Source organism: Hymenobacter convexus, assembly GCF_030580955.1.
In the GTDB taxonomy this organism is placed as follows: domain Bacteria; phylum Bacteroidota; class Bacteroidia; order Cytophagales; family Hymenobacteraceae; genus Hymenobacter.
In genome coordinates this window covers 506,528-527,938 of sequence record NZ_JAUQON010000001.1, presented here as the reverse complement: position 1 = coordinate 527,938, position 21,411 = coordinate 506,528, and the positions used below count along the sequence as shown (strand labels likewise).

17 protein-coding genes are annotated in these 21,411 nt (G+C 63.7%); 10 read left to right on the top strand and 7 right to left on the bottom strand.

Annotation, left to right across the window (positions count from 1 at the left end; translation table 11 throughout):
• The first annotated feature begins 16 nt into the window (after window positions 1-16).
• Both Q4S41_RS02015 and Q4S41_RS02010 read left to right on the top strand, forming a co-directional pair.
• The gene (locus tag Q4S41_RS02015) at window positions 17-763 is read left to right on the top strand and encodes a hypothetical protein (RefSeq protein ID WP_305029462.1); all 747 of its coding nucleotides are present in this window, start codon (window positions 17-19) and stop codon (window positions 761-763) included.
• 132 nt (window positions 764-895) lie between these two features.
• Window positions 896-1,627 (top strand): hypothetical protein, encoded by a 732-nt coding sequence (locus tag Q4S41_RS02010; RefSeq protein ID WP_305029461.1) that lies wholly within the window; start codon window positions 896-898, stop codon window positions 1,625-1,627.
• A 228-nt stretch (window positions 1,628-1,855) separates the two neighbouring features.
• Here Q4S41_RS02010 and Q4S41_RS02005 read toward each other — a convergent pair whose 3' ends face one another.
• The 3 genes from Q4S41_RS02005 to Q4S41_RS01995 all read right to left on the bottom strand — a co-directional run bounded on the left by Q4S41_RS02005 (window position 1,856) and on the right by Q4S41_RS01995 (window position 5,415).
• Window positions 1,856-2,377 (bottom strand): hypothetical protein, encoded by a 522-nt coding sequence (locus Q4S41_RS02005; RefSeq protein ID WP_305029460.1) that lies wholly within the window; start codon window positions 2,375-2,377, stop codon window positions 1,856-1,858.
• A gap of 66 nt (window positions 2,378-2,443) precedes the next feature.
• Window positions 2,444-3,649 (bottom strand): homogentisate 1,2-dioxygenase, encoded by a 1,206-nt coding sequence (locus tag Q4S41_RS02000; RefSeq protein WP_305029459.1) that lies wholly within the window; start codon window positions 3,647-3,649, stop codon window positions 2,444-2,446.
• 92 nt (window positions 3,650-3,741) lie between these two features.
• A complete protein-coding gene (locus Q4S41_RS01995) occupies window positions 3,742-5,415 on the bottom strand; it encodes a S41 family peptidase (RefSeq protein WP_305029458.1) in 1,674 nt (557 codons plus the stop codon).
• A 420-nt stretch (window positions 5,416-5,835) separates the two neighbouring features.
• Here Q4S41_RS01995 and ruvX point away from each other — a divergent pair, with 420 nt between their 5' ends.
• From ruvX to Q4S41_RS01980, 3 genes are all read left to right on the top strand, one after another.
• Complete coding sequence (gene ruvX, locus Q4S41_RS01990) at window positions 5,836-6,261, top strand: Holliday junction resolvase RuvX (RefSeq protein ID WP_305029457.1); 426 nt, start codon at window positions 5,836-5,838, stop codon at window positions 6,259-6,261.
• Between the two features lie 134 nt (window positions 6,262-6,395).
• Window positions 6,396-7,004, top strand: coding sequence for a peptide deformylase (def, locus tag Q4S41_RS01985; RefSeq protein ID WP_305029456.1), 609 nt, complete (start codon window positions 6,396-6,398; stop codon window positions 7,002-7,004).
• A gap of 166 nt (window positions 7,005-7,170) precedes the next feature.
• Window positions 7,171-8,148, top strand: a complete 978-nt coding sequence (locus Q4S41_RS01980; protein WP_305029455.1) for a zinc dependent phospholipase C family protein — start codon at window positions 7,171-7,173, stop codon at window positions 8,146-8,148.
• A gap of 35 nt (window positions 8,149-8,183) precedes the next feature.
• Here the strand turns inward: Q4S41_RS01980 and Q4S41_RS01975 are convergent, their stop codons facing one another.
• The gene (locus Q4S41_RS01975) at window positions 8,184-9,095 is read right to left on the bottom strand and encodes an ion channel (protein ID WP_305029454.1); all 912 of its coding nucleotides are present in this window, start codon (window positions 9,093-9,095) and stop codon (window positions 8,184-8,186) included.
• 160 nt (window positions 9,096-9,255) lie between these two features.
• On the opposite strand from Q4S41_RS01975, the gene Q4S41_RS01970 reads away from it, so the two are divergent.
• Window positions 9,256-9,630, top strand: coding sequence for a DMT family protein (locus tag Q4S41_RS01970; RefSeq protein ID WP_305029453.1), 375 nt, complete (start codon window positions 9,256-9,258; stop codon window positions 9,628-9,630).
• Between the two features lie 12 nt (window positions 9,631-9,642).
• Here the strand turns inward: Q4S41_RS01970 and Q4S41_RS01965 are convergent, their stop codons facing one another.
• The gene (locus Q4S41_RS01965) at window positions 9,643-11,157 is read right to left on the bottom strand and encodes a hypothetical protein (RefSeq protein WP_305029452.1); all 1,515 of its coding nucleotides are present in this window, start codon (window positions 11,155-11,157) and stop codon (window positions 9,643-9,645) included.
• 253 nt (window positions 11,158-11,410) lie between these two features.
• On the opposite strand from Q4S41_RS01965, the gene Q4S41_RS01960 reads away from it, so the two are divergent.
• The 4 genes from Q4S41_RS01960 to Q4S41_RS01945 all read left to right on the top strand — a co-directional run bounded on the left by Q4S41_RS01960 (window position 11,411) and on the right by Q4S41_RS01945 (window position 17,243).
• Window positions 11,411-12,271 (top strand): hypothetical protein, encoded by an 861-nt coding sequence (locus Q4S41_RS01960; protein WP_305029451.1) that lies wholly within the window; start codon window positions 11,411-11,413, stop codon window positions 12,269-12,271.
• 162 nt (window positions 12,272-12,433) lie between these two features.
• Window positions 12,434-13,126 carry a response regulator transcription factor gene (locus Q4S41_RS01955; protein ID WP_305029450.1) on the top strand — a complete coding sequence of 231 codons (693 nt, stop codon included), beginning with the start codon at window positions 12,434-12,436 and terminating at the stop codon, window positions 13,124-13,126.
• A gap of 166 nt (window positions 13,127-13,292) precedes the next feature.
• On the top strand, window positions 13,293-14,714 hold the full coding sequence (locus Q4S41_RS01950; RefSeq protein WP_305029449.1) for a histidine kinase dimerization/phospho-acceptor domain-containing protein: 1,422 nt from the start codon (window positions 13,293-13,295) through the stop codon (window positions 14,712-14,714).
• Between the two features lie 219 nt (window positions 14,715-14,933).
• Window positions 14,934-17,243 carry a patatin-like phospholipase family protein gene (locus tag Q4S41_RS01945; RefSeq protein ID WP_305029448.1) on the top strand — a complete coding sequence of 770 codons (2,310 nt, stop codon included), beginning with the start codon at window positions 14,934-14,936 and terminating at the stop codon, window positions 17,241-17,243.
• A 111-nt stretch (window positions 17,244-17,354) separates the two neighbouring features.
• Here the strand turns inward: Q4S41_RS01945 and Q4S41_RS01940 are convergent, their stop codons facing one another.
• Window positions 17,355-18,068 carry an alpha/beta fold hydrolase gene (locus Q4S41_RS01940; RefSeq protein WP_305029447.1) on the bottom strand — a complete coding sequence of 238 codons (714 nt, stop codon included), beginning with the start codon at window positions 18,066-18,068 and terminating at the stop codon, window positions 17,355-17,357.
• 186 nt (window positions 18,069-18,254) lie between these two features.
• The gene (locus tag Q4S41_RS01935) at window positions 18,255-21,407 is read right to left on the bottom strand and encodes a rhamnogalacturonan lyase family protein (protein ID WP_305029446.1); all 3,153 of its coding nucleotides are present in this window, start codon (window positions 21,405-21,407) and stop codon (window positions 18,255-18,257) included.
• Window positions 21,408-21,411: the final 4 nt, after the last annotated feature.

Below are 21,411 nucleotides of genomic sequence, written 5' to 3'. Positions count from 1 at the left end.
ATAATACTTTCTTTCCATGAAACTACCCACTACCCTCCTCCTGGCCGGGCTGGCCCTTGTTATGAGCGGCCTGTTGACTGTGGCCCAGGCCCAGCCCACCTACTCGCGCGACCTTGGCGAAGTGGCGCTCGGGATTTACCAGCAGGCCAACTCGCCGGGCGCGCTGGAGCGCATGCGCAAAGACCTCATCAACGCGCCGGAGGCCTACCTCGTCAGCATCGACCAGCCCGGCGTGCTGGTGCTGCCCAACAAGCGCCGCGTGCGGGTGCCGGCCATGAAATACAACGTGGCCCTGCACCTGCTCGAAGTGCGCGACTCGACCGGCAGCCACGTGTGGCCCCCGGGCAGCCTCGACGGCTTTTACTTGGGCCGCGGGGCCGACACGCGGCATTTCCGCACCTTCATGGTGCGCAACGGCGGCACCGAGCGCAACTTCGTGGAAATGCTCACGGCCGACGACAACGCCTTTCTCATCCTGGCCGTGCTGCACCACTACGTGCACGACGACGCCGTGATGGACCCTGTGCTGCACACCGAAACCCGGCCGGCCCGCACCGAAATTGGCCAGGTGGTGCTGGCCGGCTCGGCGGCCACGCCGCAGGACCCGCTGCGGCCGGTGGCGCTCAACCGCAAGGAGGTATCGCGGCTGTTTGGCACCCGCGCGGCGCAGGTCGAGGCCTATGCCGCCAAGGAAGGACTGCGCTACACCGACCTGGCCCAGGTGCTGCGCATGGTGGAATACTACAACCAGCAGGGCAAATAGCCATATCCGCGGGCTGAGTAGGTGAAATTCAGCTGATAAGGCACCATCCGATGGCACATTGCTTGCATTATCAACGCCGATAATGTCGTAAATTTGTACCCCTTTTTAGCTTGTCTTTTGTCATCAGTAGCAGTGAAAACCTCTTCTTATTTATTTGCCTTTTTCCTGGCCATAGCGGGCGCGGGCACCGCCGCTGCCCAAACCTCGCGTGATGTGGCCGACGCCCGCGTGGCCTACCAGCAAGCCAACACCGGCCCGACCGCCGAAGGCTATCGGGCTTCGCTTAAGCAGCAAACCAGTGGGTTTGTGGGTGGCCAGGGCTTTCAGCTGGGCTCGTTGCGCACCGCCGATGGCCGTACCCTGCTGGTGCCCGGCCTGCGCTACCACGCCGGACTGCACCTGCTCGAAGCCCAGGACTCCATCGACCTGGAAGCGACGCACCTGTGGCCCGCGGGCAGCCTGCGGGGCTTCGACCTCGGCGAGGCCGGCGACCCGGCCGCGCCCCTGCGCCGCTTCCGCTCGCGCCTGGTGAAGGAGGGCAGCGCCGGCACCCGCCGCGAATACGTGGAAGTCATCACCGCCATCGATGCCGGCCCGCTGCTGCTGGCCTGGCTCTACACCCCCGCCGACGCCACGCCCAACAGCAAGCGTCCGCTGGTGGGCACCCTGCTGGCCGGCCCCGGCACCGTGGGCACCGAGCCCCTGCGCCCCCTCGAACCCACCGAATCGGCGGTGCTGCGCCTCTTTGGCAGCCGGTCGAACGACGTGCGCAGCTTTGCCACCGCCCAGCACCTCGATTACACCCGCCCCGCCGACATTGCCAAGATGATGGACCACTACAACCGCATTGCGGTGGTGAAGTAGGGTGCTGGCCATCCGGCAGAAATTGAGAATGTCATGCTGAGCGGAGTCGAAGCATCTCTACCGCGCAACGCAATCCAATAAACAGGAATTACTGTTGCGGTAGAGATGCTTCGACTCCGCTCAGCATGACGACCTTTTACTCAGTGCGACATTCCTGAATGCCCTCTCAGCCAACAAAAAAGCCGGCCCTCACAGGCCGGCTTTTTTATTACACGCTTCACAATACCCTTACAGCGGGTCGGCCGTCACCTTGAAGCGGGCGTCGGAGCGCACGGTGAAGTCGTTGGCATTGAAACCGTTCAGGGTAGCATTTACGGTGAGCTGGTAGGTATCGGCTTTCAGGTACTCATCGAGGCGGGCCTTGGTGGGGTCCAGTTTGATGGAGTTCACGCCTTTGGGCACGTTGGTGATGCTGGCCAGCAGAATCTTGTTGTTGGTATTGGGGGTGTTGATGAACACATCCAGCTTGTTGAGAAAATCGAAGTTGGAGTTGGCCGGGTTGGTCACGGTCAGCACCATCTGGTCGAGGTACACGTCCTTTACCTTGTCCTTCGAAGTCTTGTTGTTCTTAAAGGAATCAGCCGAATTGGTGGTCACCGTCACGGCCGGCAGCTGGGCGTTGACGAAATAGCCCGGAATAACCACGCTCTGCGACGTATCGACGGTGAAGGTCAGCAGCTGGTCAACTTTCTTACAGCCCACAACGGCCAGAAACAACAACAGCGGTGCTAGGAGGAGGATTTTTTTCATGGTCTATAGAGTAAGTTGGCTATGTATACGAAAAGGACGAGCTGGTAAGTTCCGCCGGCCCGGCCGTTAGTCCATCATGTCGGCCGACTTGGGCGGGTCGGGCACGAAGCCGGGGTTCCAGCTCATGGGGTAGCGCGAGTCCACATAGGGCAACGCCGTTTCGGTGAGGTAGAGCGGGCGGAAAGTGTCCACCATCACCGCCAGCTCGTGGGTTTCTTTCTTGCCAATGCTGGCCTCCACGGTGCCCGGGTGCGGGCCGTGGGGCAGCCCCGTGGGGTGCCAGGTGAAGGAAGCCAAATCGACGCCCTTGCGCGACATGAAATTGCCGGCCACGTAGTACAGCACCTCGTCGGAATCGACGTTGGAGTGGTTGTAGGGCGCCGGAATGCTGAGCGGGTGGTAGTCGAACAAGCGCGGCACAAAGGAGCAAATCACGTAGTTATGCCCCTCAAACGTCTGGTGCACGGGCGGCGGCTGGTGCAGGCGCCCGGTGATGGGCTCGAAATCGTGAATACTAAAGGCATAAGGGTAGAAGTACCCGTCCCAGCCCACCACATCAAAGGGGCAATGCGCGTAGGTGAGCTGGTGCAGCAGGCCTTCTTTCTTGACCTGCACGAGGTAGTCGCCTTCCGGAAACTCCTCGGTAATCAGTTCGCTCGGCGGGCGCATGTCGCGCTCGCAGTAGGGCGAGTGCTCCAGCAGCTGGCCGAAGTGGTTGCGGTAGCGCCGCACCGTTTCCACGGGGCTGAACGACTCCACAATCATCAGGCGCACCGGGCCTTCCTCGAAATGCAGCTGGTGGATGACCGTGCGCGGCACCACCACGTAGTCGCCGGGCTCGAAGGCCACTTTGCCCATCTGGCTCCACAGCTCACCCCGGCCTTCGTGCACGAAAATCACCTCGTCGGCCTGGGCATTTTTGTAGTAGTAGCTCATCTGCTTCTCCGTCGGGTTGCAGATGCTCATCGTCACGTCGGCGTTGCCGAGCAGCGTTTGGCGGGCGGCCAGGTAGTCGCCGCCGGTGGTGGTTTGGGCCAGCGTGCGCAGGTGCTCGGGCTGCAGCGGCCGGTCCTTCAGTAGCTTGGGCGCGAAGGGCCGGGGCTCGCCCACGTGCTTAATCTGGGTGGGCGGGTGCACGTGGTAGAGCAGCGACGACACGCCGTGAAAACCCAGCGTGCCCACCAGCTGCTCCGAATACAAGGAGCCATCGGGCTGCCGGAACTGGGTGTGGCGTTTGCGCGGAATCTGGCCGAGGCGGTGGTAATGCGACATGGTTCGGGGTGGGATTTCAGGGGTGGGTTGGGCCCGTGAAGTTACGAGTACCTCCCGTCATTGCCAGCGCGACGAAGCAGTGCCCCCCTACCCTACTTCCCCAGCAGCGCCAACTGGGCCGAGCTGTCGCTCACAGCGTGCAGGGCGCTTTGCAATTCGGCGTCCTGCTCGCGCAGCACGGTGTAGTAGGGCACCAAGCCGTAGGCGCTGCGGGCGATGTAAGCTTTGAGCTGATTGCGCAGCAGCGGCGCGCAGCGGCGTACGGTGGCCACATCGGCCTTCACGCCGTCCTGAGCGGCCTGGGCAGCGAGGCTCAGCAGTTGCGCATCGGAGATGCGGAACGTGGCGTTGAACTGCTCGAAGCGCAGGCCCTCCAGCTCGGCTTTGTGGCCTTGGTAAAAGTTCAGGGCGAAGGCGCGGGCCACGCCGTGGGCCAGCAGCTTGGTGTAGTAAGCCGAGTGCGCCACCGAATCCTGCGGCACGAATACATCGGGCATGATGCCGCCGCCGCCGTACACCACCCGGCCGTGGTCGGTACGGAATTTCAACTCCTTGGCAAAGCGAATGCTGTCGGCCGACTGCAGCTCGCCGCGGGCGGCGCGGTTGGCCACGTCGGCGCTGTATTCGGCGTAGTTGGCGCCGTAGGGCTTCTGAATGGAGCGGCCCGCCGGCGTGTAGTAGCGGGCAATGGTGAGACGCAGCTCGCCGCCGTCGCTCAAGGCAATGGGCTGCTGCACGAGGCCCTTGCCGAAGGTGCGGCGGCCCACTAGAATGGCGCGGTCGTGGTCTTGCAGGGCGCCGGCCACCACTTCGGCGGCCGAGGCGCTGCCTTCGTCCACCAGCAATACCAGGGCGCCTTCCTCGAATTCGCCAGCTACTTTGGCGTAGGTCTGCGAGTCGTACTGTTCGCCCTTGCCGTCGGTGTACACGATTTTGCGCGAGCCGCCGATGAACTCATCGGCCAGGCGGGTGGCGCGGTCGAGGTAGCCGCCGGGGTTGCCGCGCAGGTCGAGCACGAGGCGCGTGAGGCCCTGCCGGCGCAGGTCGACCAGCGCGGCCTTGAACTCGTCGTAGGTATTCGAAGCAAAACGGCTCACCTTGATGTAGCCGGTTTGGTCATCCACCAGGTAGGCCGCATCAATGGAAGAGTTGGCAATGCGGCTGCGCGCAATGCTCAGGCGCAGCGGCTGGGCCAGGTGCCGGCGGCGCAGCTCCAGGGCGAGGCTGCTGCCGCGCGGGCCCCGTAGCAGCTCGCTGAGCCGGGCCGTGCTGAGGTGGGCGCCCGACACGCGCTTGCCGGCGATGCTTAGAATCTGGTCGCCGGGCTGCACGCCGGCTTGCTCGGCCGGGCCGCCGCTGAGCGGGGCCACCACCGTCATGGTATCGCGGAAAACGTTGAATTCGATGCCTACGCCGTCGTAGTCGCTTTGCAGGAAGGCGTCGGTTTTTTCCCGGTCGCGGGCCGGAATGTAAACGGAGTGCGGGTCGAGCTTTTCCAGCATCTGCACCACGGCGTAGTCGGCCAGGCCTTCGGTGTCGACGGAATCGGCGTAGTCGCGGTCCACGTAGCTCAGGATTTCCTTGAAGCGCAGGTAGCCGCGGGCCGTAGCGTCGGGGTTTTCGGAAGAGGGCCGGAAGGGGTTGTTGGCCACCAGCACCCCGCAGCCCATGGCCAGCACCAGCAAGGCAGCTTGTCGAAGCCAGCCGCGCCGCGATGACGCGGCGGGCCGCCCATTTTTGGGAACAGCGGAGAAAAGGCCGGACATTAGAAGTATAGAAGTGTAAGAATAGAATAACGCTTAATGAAAGTCAAAACTATTGAAATTTTCTTAGTTGAAAAGCATCAAACAAATACAAAACGCTATTTCTAAAATAAATCCATCATATTACTCTCAAAAAGCAAATAAAGCAGCTGTTTACCGCCATATTACAATTACAATGCAGCGTAATAAGCCATTGAAATTCGAATGCAATTTGTAACTTTATTTATACCGACATGAATCTGTTTCGATGAATCCGTTTTATTTCCCGGTGAGTTAGGGCTTTTACAAAGCCAGCGCGGGCGCGTTGGCAGGAGGTGTATTACGCCAACGGATGAGCTTTGGATTGCCGCCCTCCCCCCTTCCGTATCTTTGCAGCCGCAACGCTGGTTGCTACCACCTCTTTCGCTTTATCACCCCGGGCACATGGGCCGCATTCTTGCCATCGATTACGGAAACAAGCGCGTGGGCCTCGCCGTGACCGACCCGCTGGGCCTGATAGCCTCGCCGCTGGAAACCATTCATAGCAAGGACCTGCTGGCCTACGTGCAGGCCTACCACCTGCGCGAGCAGCTGCGGGCCATTGTGGTGGGCATGCCGCGCACCCTGCTCAACGAGCCTACCGACGTGACCAGCGCCGTGGTGGGCCTGCTGCGCACGCTGCGCCGCGCCCTGCCCGAGGTGCCCATCCACGAGCTGGACGAGCGGTTTACCTCGCGCATGGCGCACGCCACCATGCTGGCCGGCGGCCTTGGCCAGAAGGCCCGGCGCGACAAAGCCACGGTGGACCGCATCAGCGCCACTATTATTCTGCAGTCTTTTCTTGAATCGCCGCTGATGCGGGAAGTTTAACCTTTAATCTGGCGGTCATGCTGAGCGCAGTCGAAGCATCTCTACCGCAACACTATTTCGTTTGATTACCACTGCGGTAGAGATGCTTCGACTGCGCTCAGCATGACCGCTCTGCTTTAAAACCGACCATTGCCATGATTTACTCCATTGTCGCCATCGGCGACCCCGTGCTGAAAACCAAAGCCAAAAACCTGCCCGCCGACCTGCCCGCCGCCGAGCTGCAGCAGCTCATCGCCGACATGTACGAAACCATGTACTATGCCCACGGCGTAGGCCTGGCCGCGCCCCAGATTGGCAAGGCCATCCGGCTGTTTGTGATGGATTCGACCCCGATGGTGGAGCTGGACGAGGAAGACCTGGCCGAGCTGGAAGAAGGCGAAGTGCCCGAGCAGGGTATCAAGCGCGCCTTCATCAACCCGCAGATGGTGAGCGAAACCGGCGAAGAATGGGGCTTCGAGGAAGGTTGCCTCAGCATTCCCGGCGTGCGGGAGCTGGTGACGCGCCACGCGGACATCGTGCTGCGCTACGAGGACGAAAACCGCCAGGTGCACGAAGAAGCGTTTTCGGGCATGGCGGCGCGCATCATTCAGCACGAGTACGACCATTTGGAAGGCATCCTGTTTACCGATAAGCTCTCGGGCTTCAAGAAGCAGCTGCTGAAGGGCAAGCTGGCCCGCATCAGCAAGGGCGACGTGAAACACGACTACCGCATGAAGTTTGCCGGCGACGGCAAGCGGCGGTAGGCCTCCTTTCTTGTCATCCTGAGCGTAGTGAAGGACCTTATCACGTTCGAACGCCCGCTGTTCAGTCGTGAGAAGGTCCTTCGCTGCGCTCAGGATGACAGTTTTTATATTATTTCTTTGATTAGTTACGCATTAGTTACGCAGCCAAGTCCGTATCTTGTTAGCCGTGAAAAAATACGGTTACTTTCTGCTGATTTGTTTGCCGCTGGTGTTTGTGGCTCATCGGGCGCAGGCGTGGGGGTTTTTCGGCCACCGGCTGCTCAACCGGCTGGCGGTGTACACCTTGCCGCCCGGCATGATTGGCTTTTACAAGGCCAACATCGACTACCTGACGGTGAACGCCACCCGCCCCGACTCGCGCCGCACCGTGGTGCCGGATGAGGCGCCGAAACACTTTCTGGACGTGGACCGCTACGGCGACAGCGCCGAGTACAAGCTCCCGCGCAAGTACGCCGATGCCGTGGCCCGCTACGGCGAAGACTCGCTGCAACGCCACGGCATTGTGCCCTGGAACGTGGTGGCGATGAAAAACAAGCTCACGGCCGCCTTTAAGGCCAAGGATACCGACCGCATTCTCAGCCTCTCGGCCGACCTGGGGCACTACGTGGCCGATGCCTGCGTGCCGCTGCACACCACCCGCAACTACAACGGCCAGCTCACGGGCCAGCGCGGCATCCACGGGCTGTGGGAATCGCGGCTGCCCGAGCTGCTGAGCGCCGATTACGACCTGTTTTCGGGCAAGGCCGAATACCTGGAGAACCCGACCAATGCCATCTGGGCGGCCGTCATTCGCTCGCACGCCGCCGTCGATTCGGTACTCCTGTTCGAGAAGCAGCTGACGGCGCAAATGTCGGGTGACCAGAAATTTGGCTACGAGCAGCGCGGCAATAATACGGTACGGGCCTACTCGCGCGAGTTCAGCCGGGCCTACCACACCCGCCTCAACGGGCAGGTGGAGCGCCAGATGCGCTACGCGGCCGCCCTCATCGGCGATTTCTGGTTTACCTGCTGGGTAGATGGCGGCTCGCCCGACTTGCGCCAGTTGCCCTACACGCCCTCGGAAAAAGAGCAGCAGCGCCTGGAGCGCGAAGCCAAGGAGCTGGCGGTGAAGCCGGCGGTATCGGCGCCGGGCCACGACGAGTAACCGGTTCCGCCTGTCATTGCGGAGCAAAACAGGCGTTAGCCCAACGCTTCCGTGTTGTGTACCTGGTCCAGGTTGACGACGGCGATGCCGTCATCGCCCACTTCGTAGGCCCGGATGAAGCGGCGGTGCCACTCAATTTCGTCGTGGGTGTAGGAGTTGCGGGCGTGCACGTCCTGGGCAAAGGTGTCGTCGTAGCCTTTCAGCTGGATGATGATTTCGATGCCAAGGCGCGCGTAATCGTCGGGCTGGAGCTCGTGGAGGGGGCTTTCCGGGGTGATGTCGTGCACCAGCGTCCAGGTGAGGGGGAAGAAGCTGATGCTGCTGCGTTCCAGGGGTAGTAGGTCGTAGCGCTGGTCGTGGGTGGCTTGGTCCACGGTTTTGAGCAGCACGCGGGCCTGCAGGTCGATGAGGATGCTGTTGCGCAGGTTGGCGATGCGGAACTGCAAGCAGGGCGTGCCGTCGGCCCGGCGGCTGATGAGGGCCGTGCGGCTGAACAGAATGCGCGCCGTGGGCCGCGAAAACCGCCCGTAGAGCAAACCCGTGGCCAGCGCGAAAGTGAGCACGCCCACCAACGCCTCCACGCTGGAGAGGAAGCCGGTGCCGTTGCTGCCCGGGTACACGTGCCCGTAGCCTACGGAGGTGAAGGTTTGAATGGAGAAAAACAGGGCGCTGAGAAAGTCCTGCCACCAGCCGTGCGGGGCCGCCACGCCGGGCAGGTCGTCGAGCCCCAGTATAAGGTAAGCCAGCGCAAAGCCCACGTTCAGCACCGTGAAAAATACCACCACCACGCCGATAAACGGCCACCATGGCATGGTGATGAGCCACTGGTACGGGTCGTGCTGGTGCGGGCCGCCGCGCCGCCGCACGTTGAAGGTGCCGTCGTGGTTGATGGCGCGCTGGGTGCGGCGCGAGAATTTTTCGCCGATGCCGGGGTCGAGCGTGGGCATGGGGTGGATTGGTGAGTTGGTGGGTAACAAAATAAAAGAACGTCTTGCTGAGCGCAGTCGAAGCATCTCTACCGCTTCGTTGCAACGATTGAATTGCTTCAACAGTAGAGATGCTTCGACAAGCTCAGCATGACGTTCTAATTTGTTCCACCAGTCCACCATGAAAGGCGTTTACTCCCTCCTCCTGCTCACCATTTCCAACCTGTTCATGACGTTTGCCTGGTACGGGCACCTGCACTTGTTCAAGAAAATGGCCTGGTTTGCCAAATTGGGCATATTTGGCGTCATTATGGTGAGTTGGGGGCTGGCTTTGTTCGAATACATTTTCCAGGTGCCGGCCAACCGGCTGGGCTTCGTGGAAAACGGCGGCCCATTCAGCCTCTTCCAGCTCAAAGTGATTCAGGAGGTGATTACGCTCACGGTGTTCACGCTGTGCGCGGTGTTCATCTTCAAAACCGACAAGCTGGGCTGGAACCACGTGGCCGGCTTCGCGCTGCTGGTGGCGGCGGTGTATGTGATTTTCAAGAAGTGGTAAAAACGGGCGCGGCTACTGCGCTTTTAGCACCCTCAACACTTCGGTGCGGCCTTCGCCCTCGAAGCGCAGGTGCAGGCTGTACACGCCCGCAGGCAAGCTGGCGGTGGGCAGCACTAGCTGCTGCTTGCCGCCTGGCAACGGTGCCGCGGGTCGGGCGAGCACCACGCGGCCCAGCCCGTCGTGCAGCGTGAGGGCCACGGCTTGGGAATGCACCAGGGTGAAGGCGACGGATAATTCTTCCCCGAAAGGATTGGGGAAAGCGGCTGTGGTGACGGCCGGGCGGCGGGCGGCGGCGGCCAGGGGCCGGCAAGTCGGCCGCGGGGTGGTGCCCCAACGCTCGGTGCCTTTGCGGTAGCCAATCAGGTTGGTAGCGACGGTGCAGCAGGAGGTATTGTATTCAATGCGGTTGGTTTGGCCCAGCCCGGCAGCGTAAGTCACATAAAGCTCGCAGTCGACGCACGGCCTTTGCAGACAAACCGAGTCGTTGGGTGGGGTGCTGAAACTACCCCCGCTCCAACTATAACGGCCATCGTAGCGCCACACGGCCCGCTGGCTCCACGGTACCGAACGGCTGGCATCGCGCAGCACGCCGCCCGAGGGCTGCTGAGGACCGTTGGGCACGTATTCGCCGGTGCCGTAGGCCAGGCGGGGCATCGTCCGGCTGGAGATGACTACTGTCAAAATCTGGGGATAAGTCTGCCGGTTGGACTCGCAATGCCAAATGCGGTACGTCAGCGTGTCGCCCGTGCGGCTGGCCGTCCGCGAGAGGACGCTGTCCACGTACGTGTAGTTGTAGAGGTAGGGCGAAGGCGCGGGCGCGGCGAGATTAAAGTCATAGGCATTGTACCAAAAGGCATCGCCGGGCTGAAAATTGTAGATGGCCTGGGGCGTGAGCTGCGCGGTGCCCAGGCGACGGCTGGGCACCGCGCTCAGCACCAGCTGCCGCACCCGGCTGGCGGTCCGCAGCCGCACATCGCGCAGCGAAGGGCCTTCTACCAAGCCATTGTTTTTGCTAAGCCGCCAGACTTTGCCGGCCGACGACGTGATGGTTACCACCGAATCGACTTGCCCCAGCACTGTGGCCAGGCCGCGCGCCGTAACGCTAGCCGTTTCGACACTTCCCAGTCCGTATAGCCCCCATGGCTGATTTAGCGGATAGCGCGGGCGCAGCACGAACTGTCTGAAATACTGCAGATTGCCATAGTCGCCAAAAACTAACTGGTATTCTACCTGCATGCTGCCGGCGCGAAGAATGCCTAAATAGCCACCAAACAGATTGTCCGAATAGCGGCAATAGCGGCAATTCGGCGTAGAAACCGCTCCCAGGTTAGGACCAACGCGGGAATTGAAGAAATAAGCGGAGTCGTTTCCCAGTCCTTCACCGCCGCGCTCCAGCCGCAGCGAGTAGAGCGAATCGCTGCCCGCTTGGCTGAATTCGTAAGCAACCCCAGGCCGGAATGGGCGGAAGTTTTGCCCCCGGGCCGTTAGCGTGAACAGTAGAAGGAATAGCCAGTAGCCGTTTTTCATAAGCATTGCGGGAATCGGGGCCGCAGCGGCGCGGCAGCTTGCCAGCAATATAGAAATTAAATAATCAGCTTGTTACTCATTTTTCAGCCGTTGATTTTGGTGTAGTTGAGCGGCAGCTGAAACAGCTGAAGAAAAATTAATGTGGCCTTCAGCCCGGCCTCAGGGCGCGGTAGAAATTTTGTAGCGTCGGAAGAGCAACCGGGGCTCGCCGACACTGACGACTCATCTTTTCAACCCAACTTTATCAATTCCCATGAACAAGCCCTTTTATTCGGTGGCCCTGCTGGCTGCCGCCCTGCTCGCCGGCACCATTCAGGCCGATGCCCAAACCACGACCAAAGTCAAAACCAAAACCTCAAAATCGGCCAAAGCCACGGCCGGCAACCTCGCCACTCCGCCCCCGCCGCCCGCCGACGGCGACGGCCCGGAAGGCCCCGACGGCCCCCGCCCGCCCCGTGGCCCCCGCGGCGAGCGCGGCCCCGGCCCGGGCGGCCCCCGCGGTGAACGCGGCCCCGGACCCCGCGGCGAGCGCGGCGGCCTGCAAACCATCACCGACGTGCGCGGCACCCTGAGCAGCTACGTGGCCAACAACGACGAGCAGGTGTACGACGCCTTCATTCTGAAACCCGAAAGCGGCGCCGTGGACACCGTGCGCTTCCCGCGCCACCTGGGCCAGCAGCTGCAGGCCGCCGCCAAAGCCGGCAGCGCCGTGACGGTGAGCGGCGTGCGCCACACCGGCCCCGACGGCCGCTCCCACTTCCGCTTCGTGAGCCTGACCAGCGGCGGCCAGACCATCAACGACACGCCGCCCGTGCGCCCCAGCACCCCGCCTACGCCCGAAACCGCCACCGCCAAAGGCACCATCAAGGAGCTGCGGCGCGACCCCAAAGGCCGCGTGCGGGGCGTGGTGCTCAGCGACCAGACCGTGGTGCAGCTGCCGCCCTCGGCCCTGGAGCAGCTCGGCGACAAGCTGACCGTGGGCGCCGCCCTGGAAGCCACCGGCAACCTGCGCACCGCCCAGCCCGGCGAGGCCCGCGTGGCCGGCACCAGCGCCCCCCGGGTAGTGCACGCCCAGACGCTGGCGCTGAGTGGCGTGAAGTACCTGGTGCGCTAGTTTCAGAACGCACCAAAAGAGCGTTATGCTGAGCTTGTCGAAGCATCTCTACCGCAAGAGTATTCCTGTCGATTGGAGTGCGTTGCGCGGTAGAGATGTTTCGACAAGCTCAGCATGACGTTTTTGCGTAGTACAGCGACTCTTTCACCCTTTCCTTCCCCCATGCGCATTCTCATTGTCGAAGACGAAGCCCGGCTGGCCGGTTTTATTCAGCAGGGGCTGACGCAGGCCGGGCACGTGGCTGACGTAGCCGCCACCGGACCCGAAGGCCTGGAACAAGCCGCCACCACGCCCTACGACGCCGTGCTGCTCGACCTGATGCTGCCCGGCCAAAGCGGCCTCGACGTGCTGCGCAACCTGCGCGAATTCGGCATCGCCACGCCCGTCATCATCCTCAGCGCCCTCACTGATACGCAGCACGTGGTGAAGGGCCTCGAAGCCGGGGCCGTGGACTACTTGCGCAAGCCCTTTGCCTTCGATGAGCTGCTGGCCCGGCTGCACATCATCGGCCGCAAAACCGCCGGCCCGGCCGGGGCTGAAGCTTTGCGCCTGGCCGACCTCGTGCTCGACCCGCTGGGCCGGGTGGTGACGCGCGCCGGCAAAATCATCAGCCTTACCAACCGCGAGTTTGCGGTGCTGGAGCTGCTGCTGCGCAACGCCGGCCGCGTGGTGAGCAAGACCCGTCTTGCCGAAAAGGTGTGGGACGTGGACTACGACATGGGTTCGAACGTGATTGAGGTGCACATCTCGCAGCTGCGCCGCAAGCTGGACCGGGACTTTGCACCCGCGTCGGCTTTGCTGGAAACGGTGATTGGACAGGGCTACCGGCTGCGCGAGCCGGGGGCGGCGGGGTAAGGGCGCGGGGGAGGCAGGTGAAAAAGAACGTCATGCTGAGCGCAGCGAAGCATCTCGCGTGCCACCACTAATCCTTTTTCAACCGAAGGTGCGGCGTATCCAACGATTGATTTACTACCACACGCGAGATGCTTCGACTGCGCTCAGCATGACGTTCTTTTAAATAATGTCTTTATCCTCCTCCCCCACTCCGCCGCCAATCCGCCGCTTCCGCTTGGGCCTGCGCGGGCAGCTGCTGCTGGTGTTCGGGCTGGTGTTTGGGCTGGCCACGCTGGCGGCGGGCAGCTACCAGTACCGCAGCCTGGGCCGCCTGCTGGCCCGCGCCGACGACGACCGCCTGCGCCTGCGCGCCAGCCAGCTGCTGGCCCGCGTTAGCCTCGACCCGCAGCCCACCCTGCCCCTGCCCGACCAAACCGGCGAAACCATGCGGCTGGTGTTTGAGGAAGCAGGCCAGCCGGCCCGCGAGCTGTTTCGCTCGGCCCGCTGGCCGGTGGGCGACACGGCCGGGCTGCCCCGCCCAGCCGCGCCCGGCCGCGAGTTGCGGCACGGCCGCGTAGTGGCCGTGGCCCGGCTGGCCGCCCCGCCCGGCCCGGGCGCCGACTATGCCGAGCCCACCGGCCGCCTCACGCTGTGGCTGGCCCACCCCGCCGCCCCCCTCGAAAAAGCCCTGGCGCGGGTGCGGCGCACGCTGTGGCTGGGCCTACTGGGCAGCGCGGGCTTGGCCGGGGCGCTGGCGCTGCTGGTGGCGGGCGTGGTGCTGCGGCCCCTGCGGCGCATGGCCGCGCAGGCCCGCCGCATTCAGCAGGCCCAAGACATTGCGCCCCTGCCCGTGCCCAACACCGGCGACGAAGTGCAGGAGCTGGCCGAAACCCTGAACCAGCTGCTGGCCCGCCTGAGGGGCCAAGCCACGGCCCAGGCCAACTTTCTGGCCGCGGCCGCCCACGAGCTGCGCACACCCCTGGCTACCCTGCAAACCGGCCTCGACGTGAGTGGGCGCGACCCGAGTCTGCCGCCCGTCACCCGCGCCGCCCTGGCCGGCCACGATGCCGAGCTGGCCCGCCTGGGCCGCCTCGTGGACGACTTCCTGCTGGTGGGTCGACTGGGCCACGGCGCTACGTTGCCCGTCACCCGCCGCCCCGTGGCCCTTGATGAACTGCTGGTGGCGCTGGCTGACCGCGAGTTGCCCCGCTTCCGGGCCGCCGGCCGCACCCTCACAATTGAGCTGCCAGCGGAGGAAACGGATGTTGCACAAGCAACTGTGGCAACCGATGCCGACCAGCTCACCACCCTGCTGCTGAACCTGCTCGACAACGCCCGCAAGCACGCCCGGCCCGGCACCGGCGTGACGCTGCGCCTGCGCACCGAAGCGAAAACCGGCCCCGTGGTCAGCATCGAAAATGAACTAGCCGCTCCGCTGGGCGAGCATCTGGCGCAGCTCACTACCGCTTGGTATCAGGCCGACCCGCTAACCCCCGGCACCGGTCTGGGCCTTTGGATAGCTGGGCGGCTGGCTCAGGGCCTGGGCCTGCAGCTGGCGCTGGTTGAGGAGGCTGGGCGGCTGCGCGTCACGCTGGGCTTTCCGATGTAGGGACGAGTCTTATATCTACCCTGACGATAGTGCCGTTGCGACAGTTCCAGTCCACGGCAGGCGGGGCTAGGCCCCACGCCACAGCGCTACCTGCGCTCGATTATTTTCCTGATAATCAAGCGTCAAATACTTGCCTCCGGCCGATAAAAACCTAGTGGCCCAACGTGGCGTACCAGCGGCAGTAGCGTAGCTTTAGGCCGCGCGCATTATCCGCATTCTATGACCTCTTTCTTCTCACGGGTATTGCTGGCGGCATTGCTGGCAGGTTCTTTTATGTTTTCGGCCCACGCCCAGCGGGTGGGACTGGTGCTCAGCGGTGGCGGAGCCAAGGGGCTGGCGCACATCGGCGTGCTTAAGCAGCTGGAGAAAAACCATATTCCCATCGACTACATCGTGGGCACGAGCATGGGCGCCGTGGTAGGCGGCATGTACGCGGCCGGCTACTCGCCCGAGGAGATTGAGCAGGTGGTGCTCAGCCCCGAGTTCCAGCGTTGGACCTCGGGCAAGCCCCTGGAAAGCAAAACGTTTAACTTTCTCACGGCCGAGCCTTCGCCTTCGGCGCTGCGGCTGGGTATTGCCATCGACTCCACATTTAAGGCGCGGGTGAGCACCAACCTGGTGAACGACCTGAACCTCAACCTGGCGCTGGCCCGGCTGCTGGCCCCGGCCTCGGCCAGCAGCGGCTACGATTTCGACAAGCTGTTTGTGCCCTTCCGTTGCATGGCGTCGGAGGTGTTTACGCGGCAGGTGGTGGAGCAGAAAAAGGGCTCGTTGTCGGACGCCATTCGCAACTCGATGTCGTTTCCGCTGGCTTTCCGGCCCATTCGCAACCTCGACGGCAAGTACTACTACGACGGCGCGGTGTACGACAACTTCCCCACCGGCACCATGAAGAAGACCTTCGCCCCGGACATCATCATTGGGGTGAACGTGGGCGACGTGGCCATGAAGAAGTACCCCAAAAACGACGACCAGCTGCTGGGCAGCACGGTGGCTTTTCTGGGCACGAGCGTGGCCGACACCAGTAGCGTGGGCAAAAACGGCATCTACATCCAGCCCGACCTCGACGGCATGGGCGTGGGCGATTTTGACCGCGTGAAGGACTTTATCGCCGAAGGCGACACAGCCGCCCTGCGCAGCATGGACAAGATAAAAGCCCGTATCGGCCGCCGCGTCGACTCAACCGACCTGCAGAAGCGGCGGCTGGCCTTCCAGGCATTGGCCCCGAAGCCGCGCTTCATTGATGTGAAAGTGAACGGGCTGCGCCCCGACCAGAACGAGTACGCGGCGCGCTTCTTCCGGAAAACCGGCCGCGAGTATTCGCTCGATGACATTGAGGAAGGCTACTACCGGCTGGCGTCGGACGACTATTTCAAGAATATTTACCCACGCATTCGCTACGATGCGGCGCGGCAGGGTTACGTGTTCAGCGTGGACGCGCAGCGCAACAACAACGTGAGCACCGAGGTGGGCTTCGTGCTTTCGAACCGGCCCATCGACAACCTGTATTTTGGGTTGGAGTACCGCTACCTGCGCAGGCTGCTCTACACGGCCTCGGCCGACGTGAGCCTGGGCCGCTTCTACAACGGCGCGCACGGTTCGTTCCGCATCAACATCCCCGCCAAGTACGCTTACTTTTTCGAGCCCGAAATCACCTATAACCAGTGGGATTTCCAGAACACGGGCGGGGTGCTGGGGCGCGACGTCATCAACACCCAGGTGCGGCAGCAGGACACCAAGCTGGGCGGGCAGTTCGGCGTGAGCCCCACCTACCGCAGCCGGATTCTGCTTGATTTGGCCACCTTCGTGACTAAGGACGAGTACACCAATTCCAAGGAAATCAACTCGGCTGATGTGCTCGATGCCACCGTGTTTCGGGGCGCTACGGCGGCCCTGCGCCTGGCTCGCAACACCCTCAATCGCAAGCAGTACGCCACCAGCGGCCACCGCTATGTGTACACGCTGCGTGGCGTCACGGGCGAGTCGACCTACACGCCCGGCTCCACGGCCCAGCAGCTGGCCAGCACCTCCCATCGCGAGTGGCTGCAGTTCCGGGCCACGGTAGAGCGGTACTTCGTGCTGAAGGGCGACCGCCACGCCTGGGGCTATTTTGGCGAGCTGATGGCTAGTTCGCAGGGCACGTTTTCGAATTACCGCTCGACGCAAACCATCTCGCCGGTGTTTGCCCCGCTGCCCGACTCGCGCACGCTGTTTTTGGATGCCTACCGCTCGTCGCGCTACGCCGCCGTGGGCCTGCGCTACACCCAACCCTTCCTGAAAAAGCTGGAATGGCGCACCGAAGTGTACGTGCACGTCAACGGCCAGCCGCTCAAGCAAGGCGCCCTGCAGGAAGCCGTGCGCCAGTCCGGCTTCGACCGGCCGCGCGTGACGGCCAGCACCGGCCTCGTTTTTCAGACACCAGTGGGCCCGCTGGCCCTGCACGCCCGCTTTTACGACGACCCCGCCGAGCGGTTTGGCGTGTATGGGCACCTGGGCTTCCTGCTGTTCCGCAGCCGCGCACTGGAATAAAACTTAAGCGCTGGACAGCTCTGTCATCCTGAGCGCAGCGAAGGACCTTATCACGTATGAGCAATTCAAGCGTGATAAGGTCCTTCGCTGCGCTCAGGATGACAGTTTTTCTTACTCCCGCACCGCCTCGGCCACTTCCCCAACGGCTTCCAGCGGCAGCAGGTGGCCAGCGCCGGGCACTACGGTGAAGGGCGTGCCAGCCGGCAGCAGCGGCAGCGTGAGCCGGCGCTGCGTATCGGGCGGAATGGGCTGGTCGCCGGAGCCTACCAACAGGTGGCAGGGCACCGCCAGCTGCGGCATCAGGCGGGTGATGTCCTCGCGGGCGCCTTGTTCCAGCCAGATATCCCAGGCGGCCTGGGTGCTGCGCAGGTTGTCGGCGATGACGTGGGCGCGCAGCTCGGGCGCCAGCGGCCGGCAGGTGATTTTGCGGAAGGTTTTTTCGGCCTCTTCGGGTTTGCCGTAGGCGGCCAGCGACGCGGCCCGGTCTTGCTCCGACATGGGCTCGCCCGCGGGTGGCGAGGGCGACAGCAGCACCAGCCGCCGCAGGCCCGCCGGGCGCCGCGCGGCCAGGGCCAGAGCCATTTTGCCGCTCATGCTGTGGCCGATGAGCGTGAACTCGGCCACGCCGTGCTCCGCAATGAAGGCGGCTATCCAATCAGCATAAGCACGCACCGAATAATCGAACCCATCGGGCACCGGCTGCGCGCCGAAGCCGGGCAGGTCGGGCGCAAGCAGTTCGGTATCGGCAGGCAGCAGCGTGCGCAGCACGTCGTATTCGCGGCCGGAGCTGGCCCAGCAGTGCAGGGCAATGACGGTATGAGGCATAAGCAGAACCACTAGCGCCGCACTACAGCCGGGGCGCGGCGAGCCTGAGTAAGCGCAACCCTCCCCTACTTGTTTGGCCCTGCGGCGAAAATCAGCCCGGCTTGCTGGCGCTACCGAACTTCAGCCGCCCACAAAAAAGGACTGCCGCTGCGGCAGTCCTTTTTTGTGGGCGAATCCGAGGTTGCGCTATCGGGCAATCATCAGCTTCTGCGTCTGCACCTGGCCGTTCAGCTCTAGGCGGCAGGTGTAGAGGCCGGCGGGCAGCGTCTTGCTTTCCAGCGTGAGCTGGTAAAGGTGGCCCGCTTCGGCTGGAGCCTCATACAAGTGGGCCACTTCCTGCCCCAGCGCATTGAATACCCGCACCCGTGCCGCCGCCTTTTGCTCGGTGCGGAAGCTGATGGTGGTGCGCTCCGCAAACGGATTGGGATATGCCTCAAACACCAGGGGCTGGCCACTAGCGTCGGCCGACGCGCCGCGAGCGGCCGTGGCGCAGGCGCCCAACTTGTCGTGATGCGCCGGGTTGGTGAGGTGCGTATCCACCGCGTTGGCGGCAATGCAGATGACGGCGCCGTTGTGGCACACCAGCACCTTGTCGTTCTTGTTGCCATTGCCGCAGCGCACGTCAACCACCGTGATGGTGACGGTGGCCGTGCCCGTGCAGCCGTATTCGTTGGTGGCCGTGAGGGTGTAGGTGAAGGTGCCGGGCATAGTGGCGGTAAAGGTTGGGCTAGCCACTTTGTAGCTGCTTAGTCCCGTTGGGCCACTCCAGGCGTAGGCCACACCGCCCGAGGCCGTGAGCGTCGCGCTTTGCGGGCCGTAGCCAATGTAGAGGTTGGTGGGCACACCGCCGGTGTACACCGCGCTGGACGGCGTGACGCTGATGCCCGCCGTGGGCAGGCTACCGATGACCGTGACGGTGGCGGTGGCGGTGCTACTGTTGCCGTTGTTGTCGGTCGCGGTCAGGGTCACGGTATTGGCCCCGATGTTGGCGCAGGTGAAGTCGGCGGGCGCTACCGCCAGGCTGCGAATCCCATAAGCGTCGGAGCTGCCGTTGTCGATGTCGGCGGCCGTGATGGCGGCGTGACCGGTGGCATCCAACGTCACGGTGGCCTCTTTGGTCAGCACTACCGGCGGCACGGTATCGGCTACGGTGAAGGACCACACGGCACCGGCCACGGTTTCGCCGTCGTGGGTGGCGTCGCCGTCATAAAGGGCATCGACGCGCCAGTAGTAGGTACCCAACGCGGCCGGGCTGGCCAGGCTGTAGGTGGTTTGAGTGGTGCCGGCGGCTACGAGTTGCAGCGTTTGGGCCGAGGTACCCACGAACACATTGTAGCGCGTGGCCGTGCCCTGCCAGCTGACGACGGCGCTGGTAGGCTGCACATCGGGCGCGCCGTTGGCGGGGGCCACGTTCTGGGCGCCGGGCTGGATGGGGTTGGTATTCACCAGCAGAATGTTGGCCGGCGGCGGGGTGCTCATGCCTTCGCCCAGGTAGAAGCTCGGGTTCGGCGGCTGGTTATAGGCCGAGTTTTCCAGGGCCACCTGGGTGCGGTATTGCGCGTCGTGCATCAGGGTGGGCAGGCGCACGACCGTGGGACTGGTAGTGGTGTAAATCAGCAGCTTGGTGTTGTCGCGCGAGCGCAGAATGAATTCCTCGCGCCAGTCGCCCAGCAAGTCGGCCGAGACGCAGGGGTTGGCTTTGGTGGTGTTGTTGGTCTGGCCGTCGCCGTTTTCGGGCAGGCTGGGCGTGAGCAGGCGCGAGAGGCTGCCGTTGGCGGCTGTGCCCGTCGGGGGATTCCACTTTTCCAGGCGCACGGTGCTCGCGCCCGAAGTCGTATTGTAGGCGGCATCCAGCAATTCGCGCTGCAAGTCGCCGTCCCACCACAGGCCGAAGTTGACTGTGGGCTTGGTGGTGCCAATCTGCACGCCTTTGCAGGTGTAGAGGCCGCCTACGGAACCCCACACTTCGTAGCCGGGGAAACGCGGGTCCACGTCGGCGGCCATGGCGCGGCCCACGTCGGCCCCGCCGCCGGGCACGCCCCAAATGGGCTGGCCCGTGCGGGCATCGCGGAATTCCAGGCCGTACTGGCCGTAGCGGGCGGGTTCTTCGTGGCACTGCCATACTTCCTGGCCGGGGCGGCTGGGGTCCATGTCGGTCATGTGCAGGGCGTCGCCGTGGCCCAGGCCGTTGGCGTAGAGGCCCTGGCCGTTGTCGTCGATGGCGCTGGCGCCGTTGCACACCTCGTCACGGCCGTCGCCGTCCACGTCGCCCACGGTCAACTGGTGGTTGCCCATGCTGGCGTAGGCGCCGTTGCCGGGCGTGTTGCTGTCAAACGTCCAGCGGTTGGTGAGCTGGCCGTTGCGCCAGTCCCAGGCCACGCGCACCAGGCGGGTGTAGTAGCCGCGGCCCATCACCAGGCTGGGGCGCTGCCCGTCGAGGTAGGCAATGGCCGAAATGAAGCGGTCGACGCGATTGCCGTAATTATCGCCCCAGCTGGTCACGGTGCCGCGGGCGGGCAGGTAGTTGGTGGTGGCCATGGCCGCGCCGGTTTGGCCGTTGAAAATGGTGAGGAATTCCGGCCCGCTCAGCACGTAGCCGGCCGAGTTGCGGTAGTCGGCCGCCGCGTTGCCGATGACCACGCCGCGGCCGTCCACGGTGCCGTCGGCAGTTTTCACGGCCACTTCGGCCTTGCCGTCGCTGTCCAGGTCGTACACCATGAGCTGGGTGTAGTGGGCGCCGGCCCGGATGTTGCGGCCCAAATCGATGCGCCACAGGCGGGTGCCGTTCAGCTTGTAGGCATCGAGGTACACGTTGCCGGTGTAGCCGCTCTGCGAGTTGTCTTTGGAGTTCGAGGGGTCCCACTTCACCACAATTTCGTACTCGCCGTCGCCATCCAGGTCGGCGGGGCTGCTGTCGTTGGCGCTGTAGGTGTAGGCCACGCCGTCGGGGGTGGTGCCGCCAACCGGAATCTGCAACGGGATGGCCTTGTACTGCTGCGCCCACACCGTGGCCGTGGCCGAGCCGGCCTGCTCCACGCCATTCAGCACGGGGCGCACGCTGTAGGTGGCGTTGGTGCTGGCATTGTCCACAAAGTTGGTGGCGCCGGTGAGGGGCGCCGCATTGGCTTTCACGCCGTCGCGGTACACGTTGAAGGCGAGGCCGCTGGGGTCGGTGCCAAACAGGCGCCAGCCCACATACACCTGGCTGGGGCTGGTGCGCACGGCCACCACGCCGCGGTTCAGCTTTTCGAGGTAGCGCTGGGCCTGGGCCGGCATGGCCAGCAAGAGGCAGACCAGGGCCAGCAGCGCCGTTTGAAAGGAAAGGAAGCTTTTTCTCATAGGG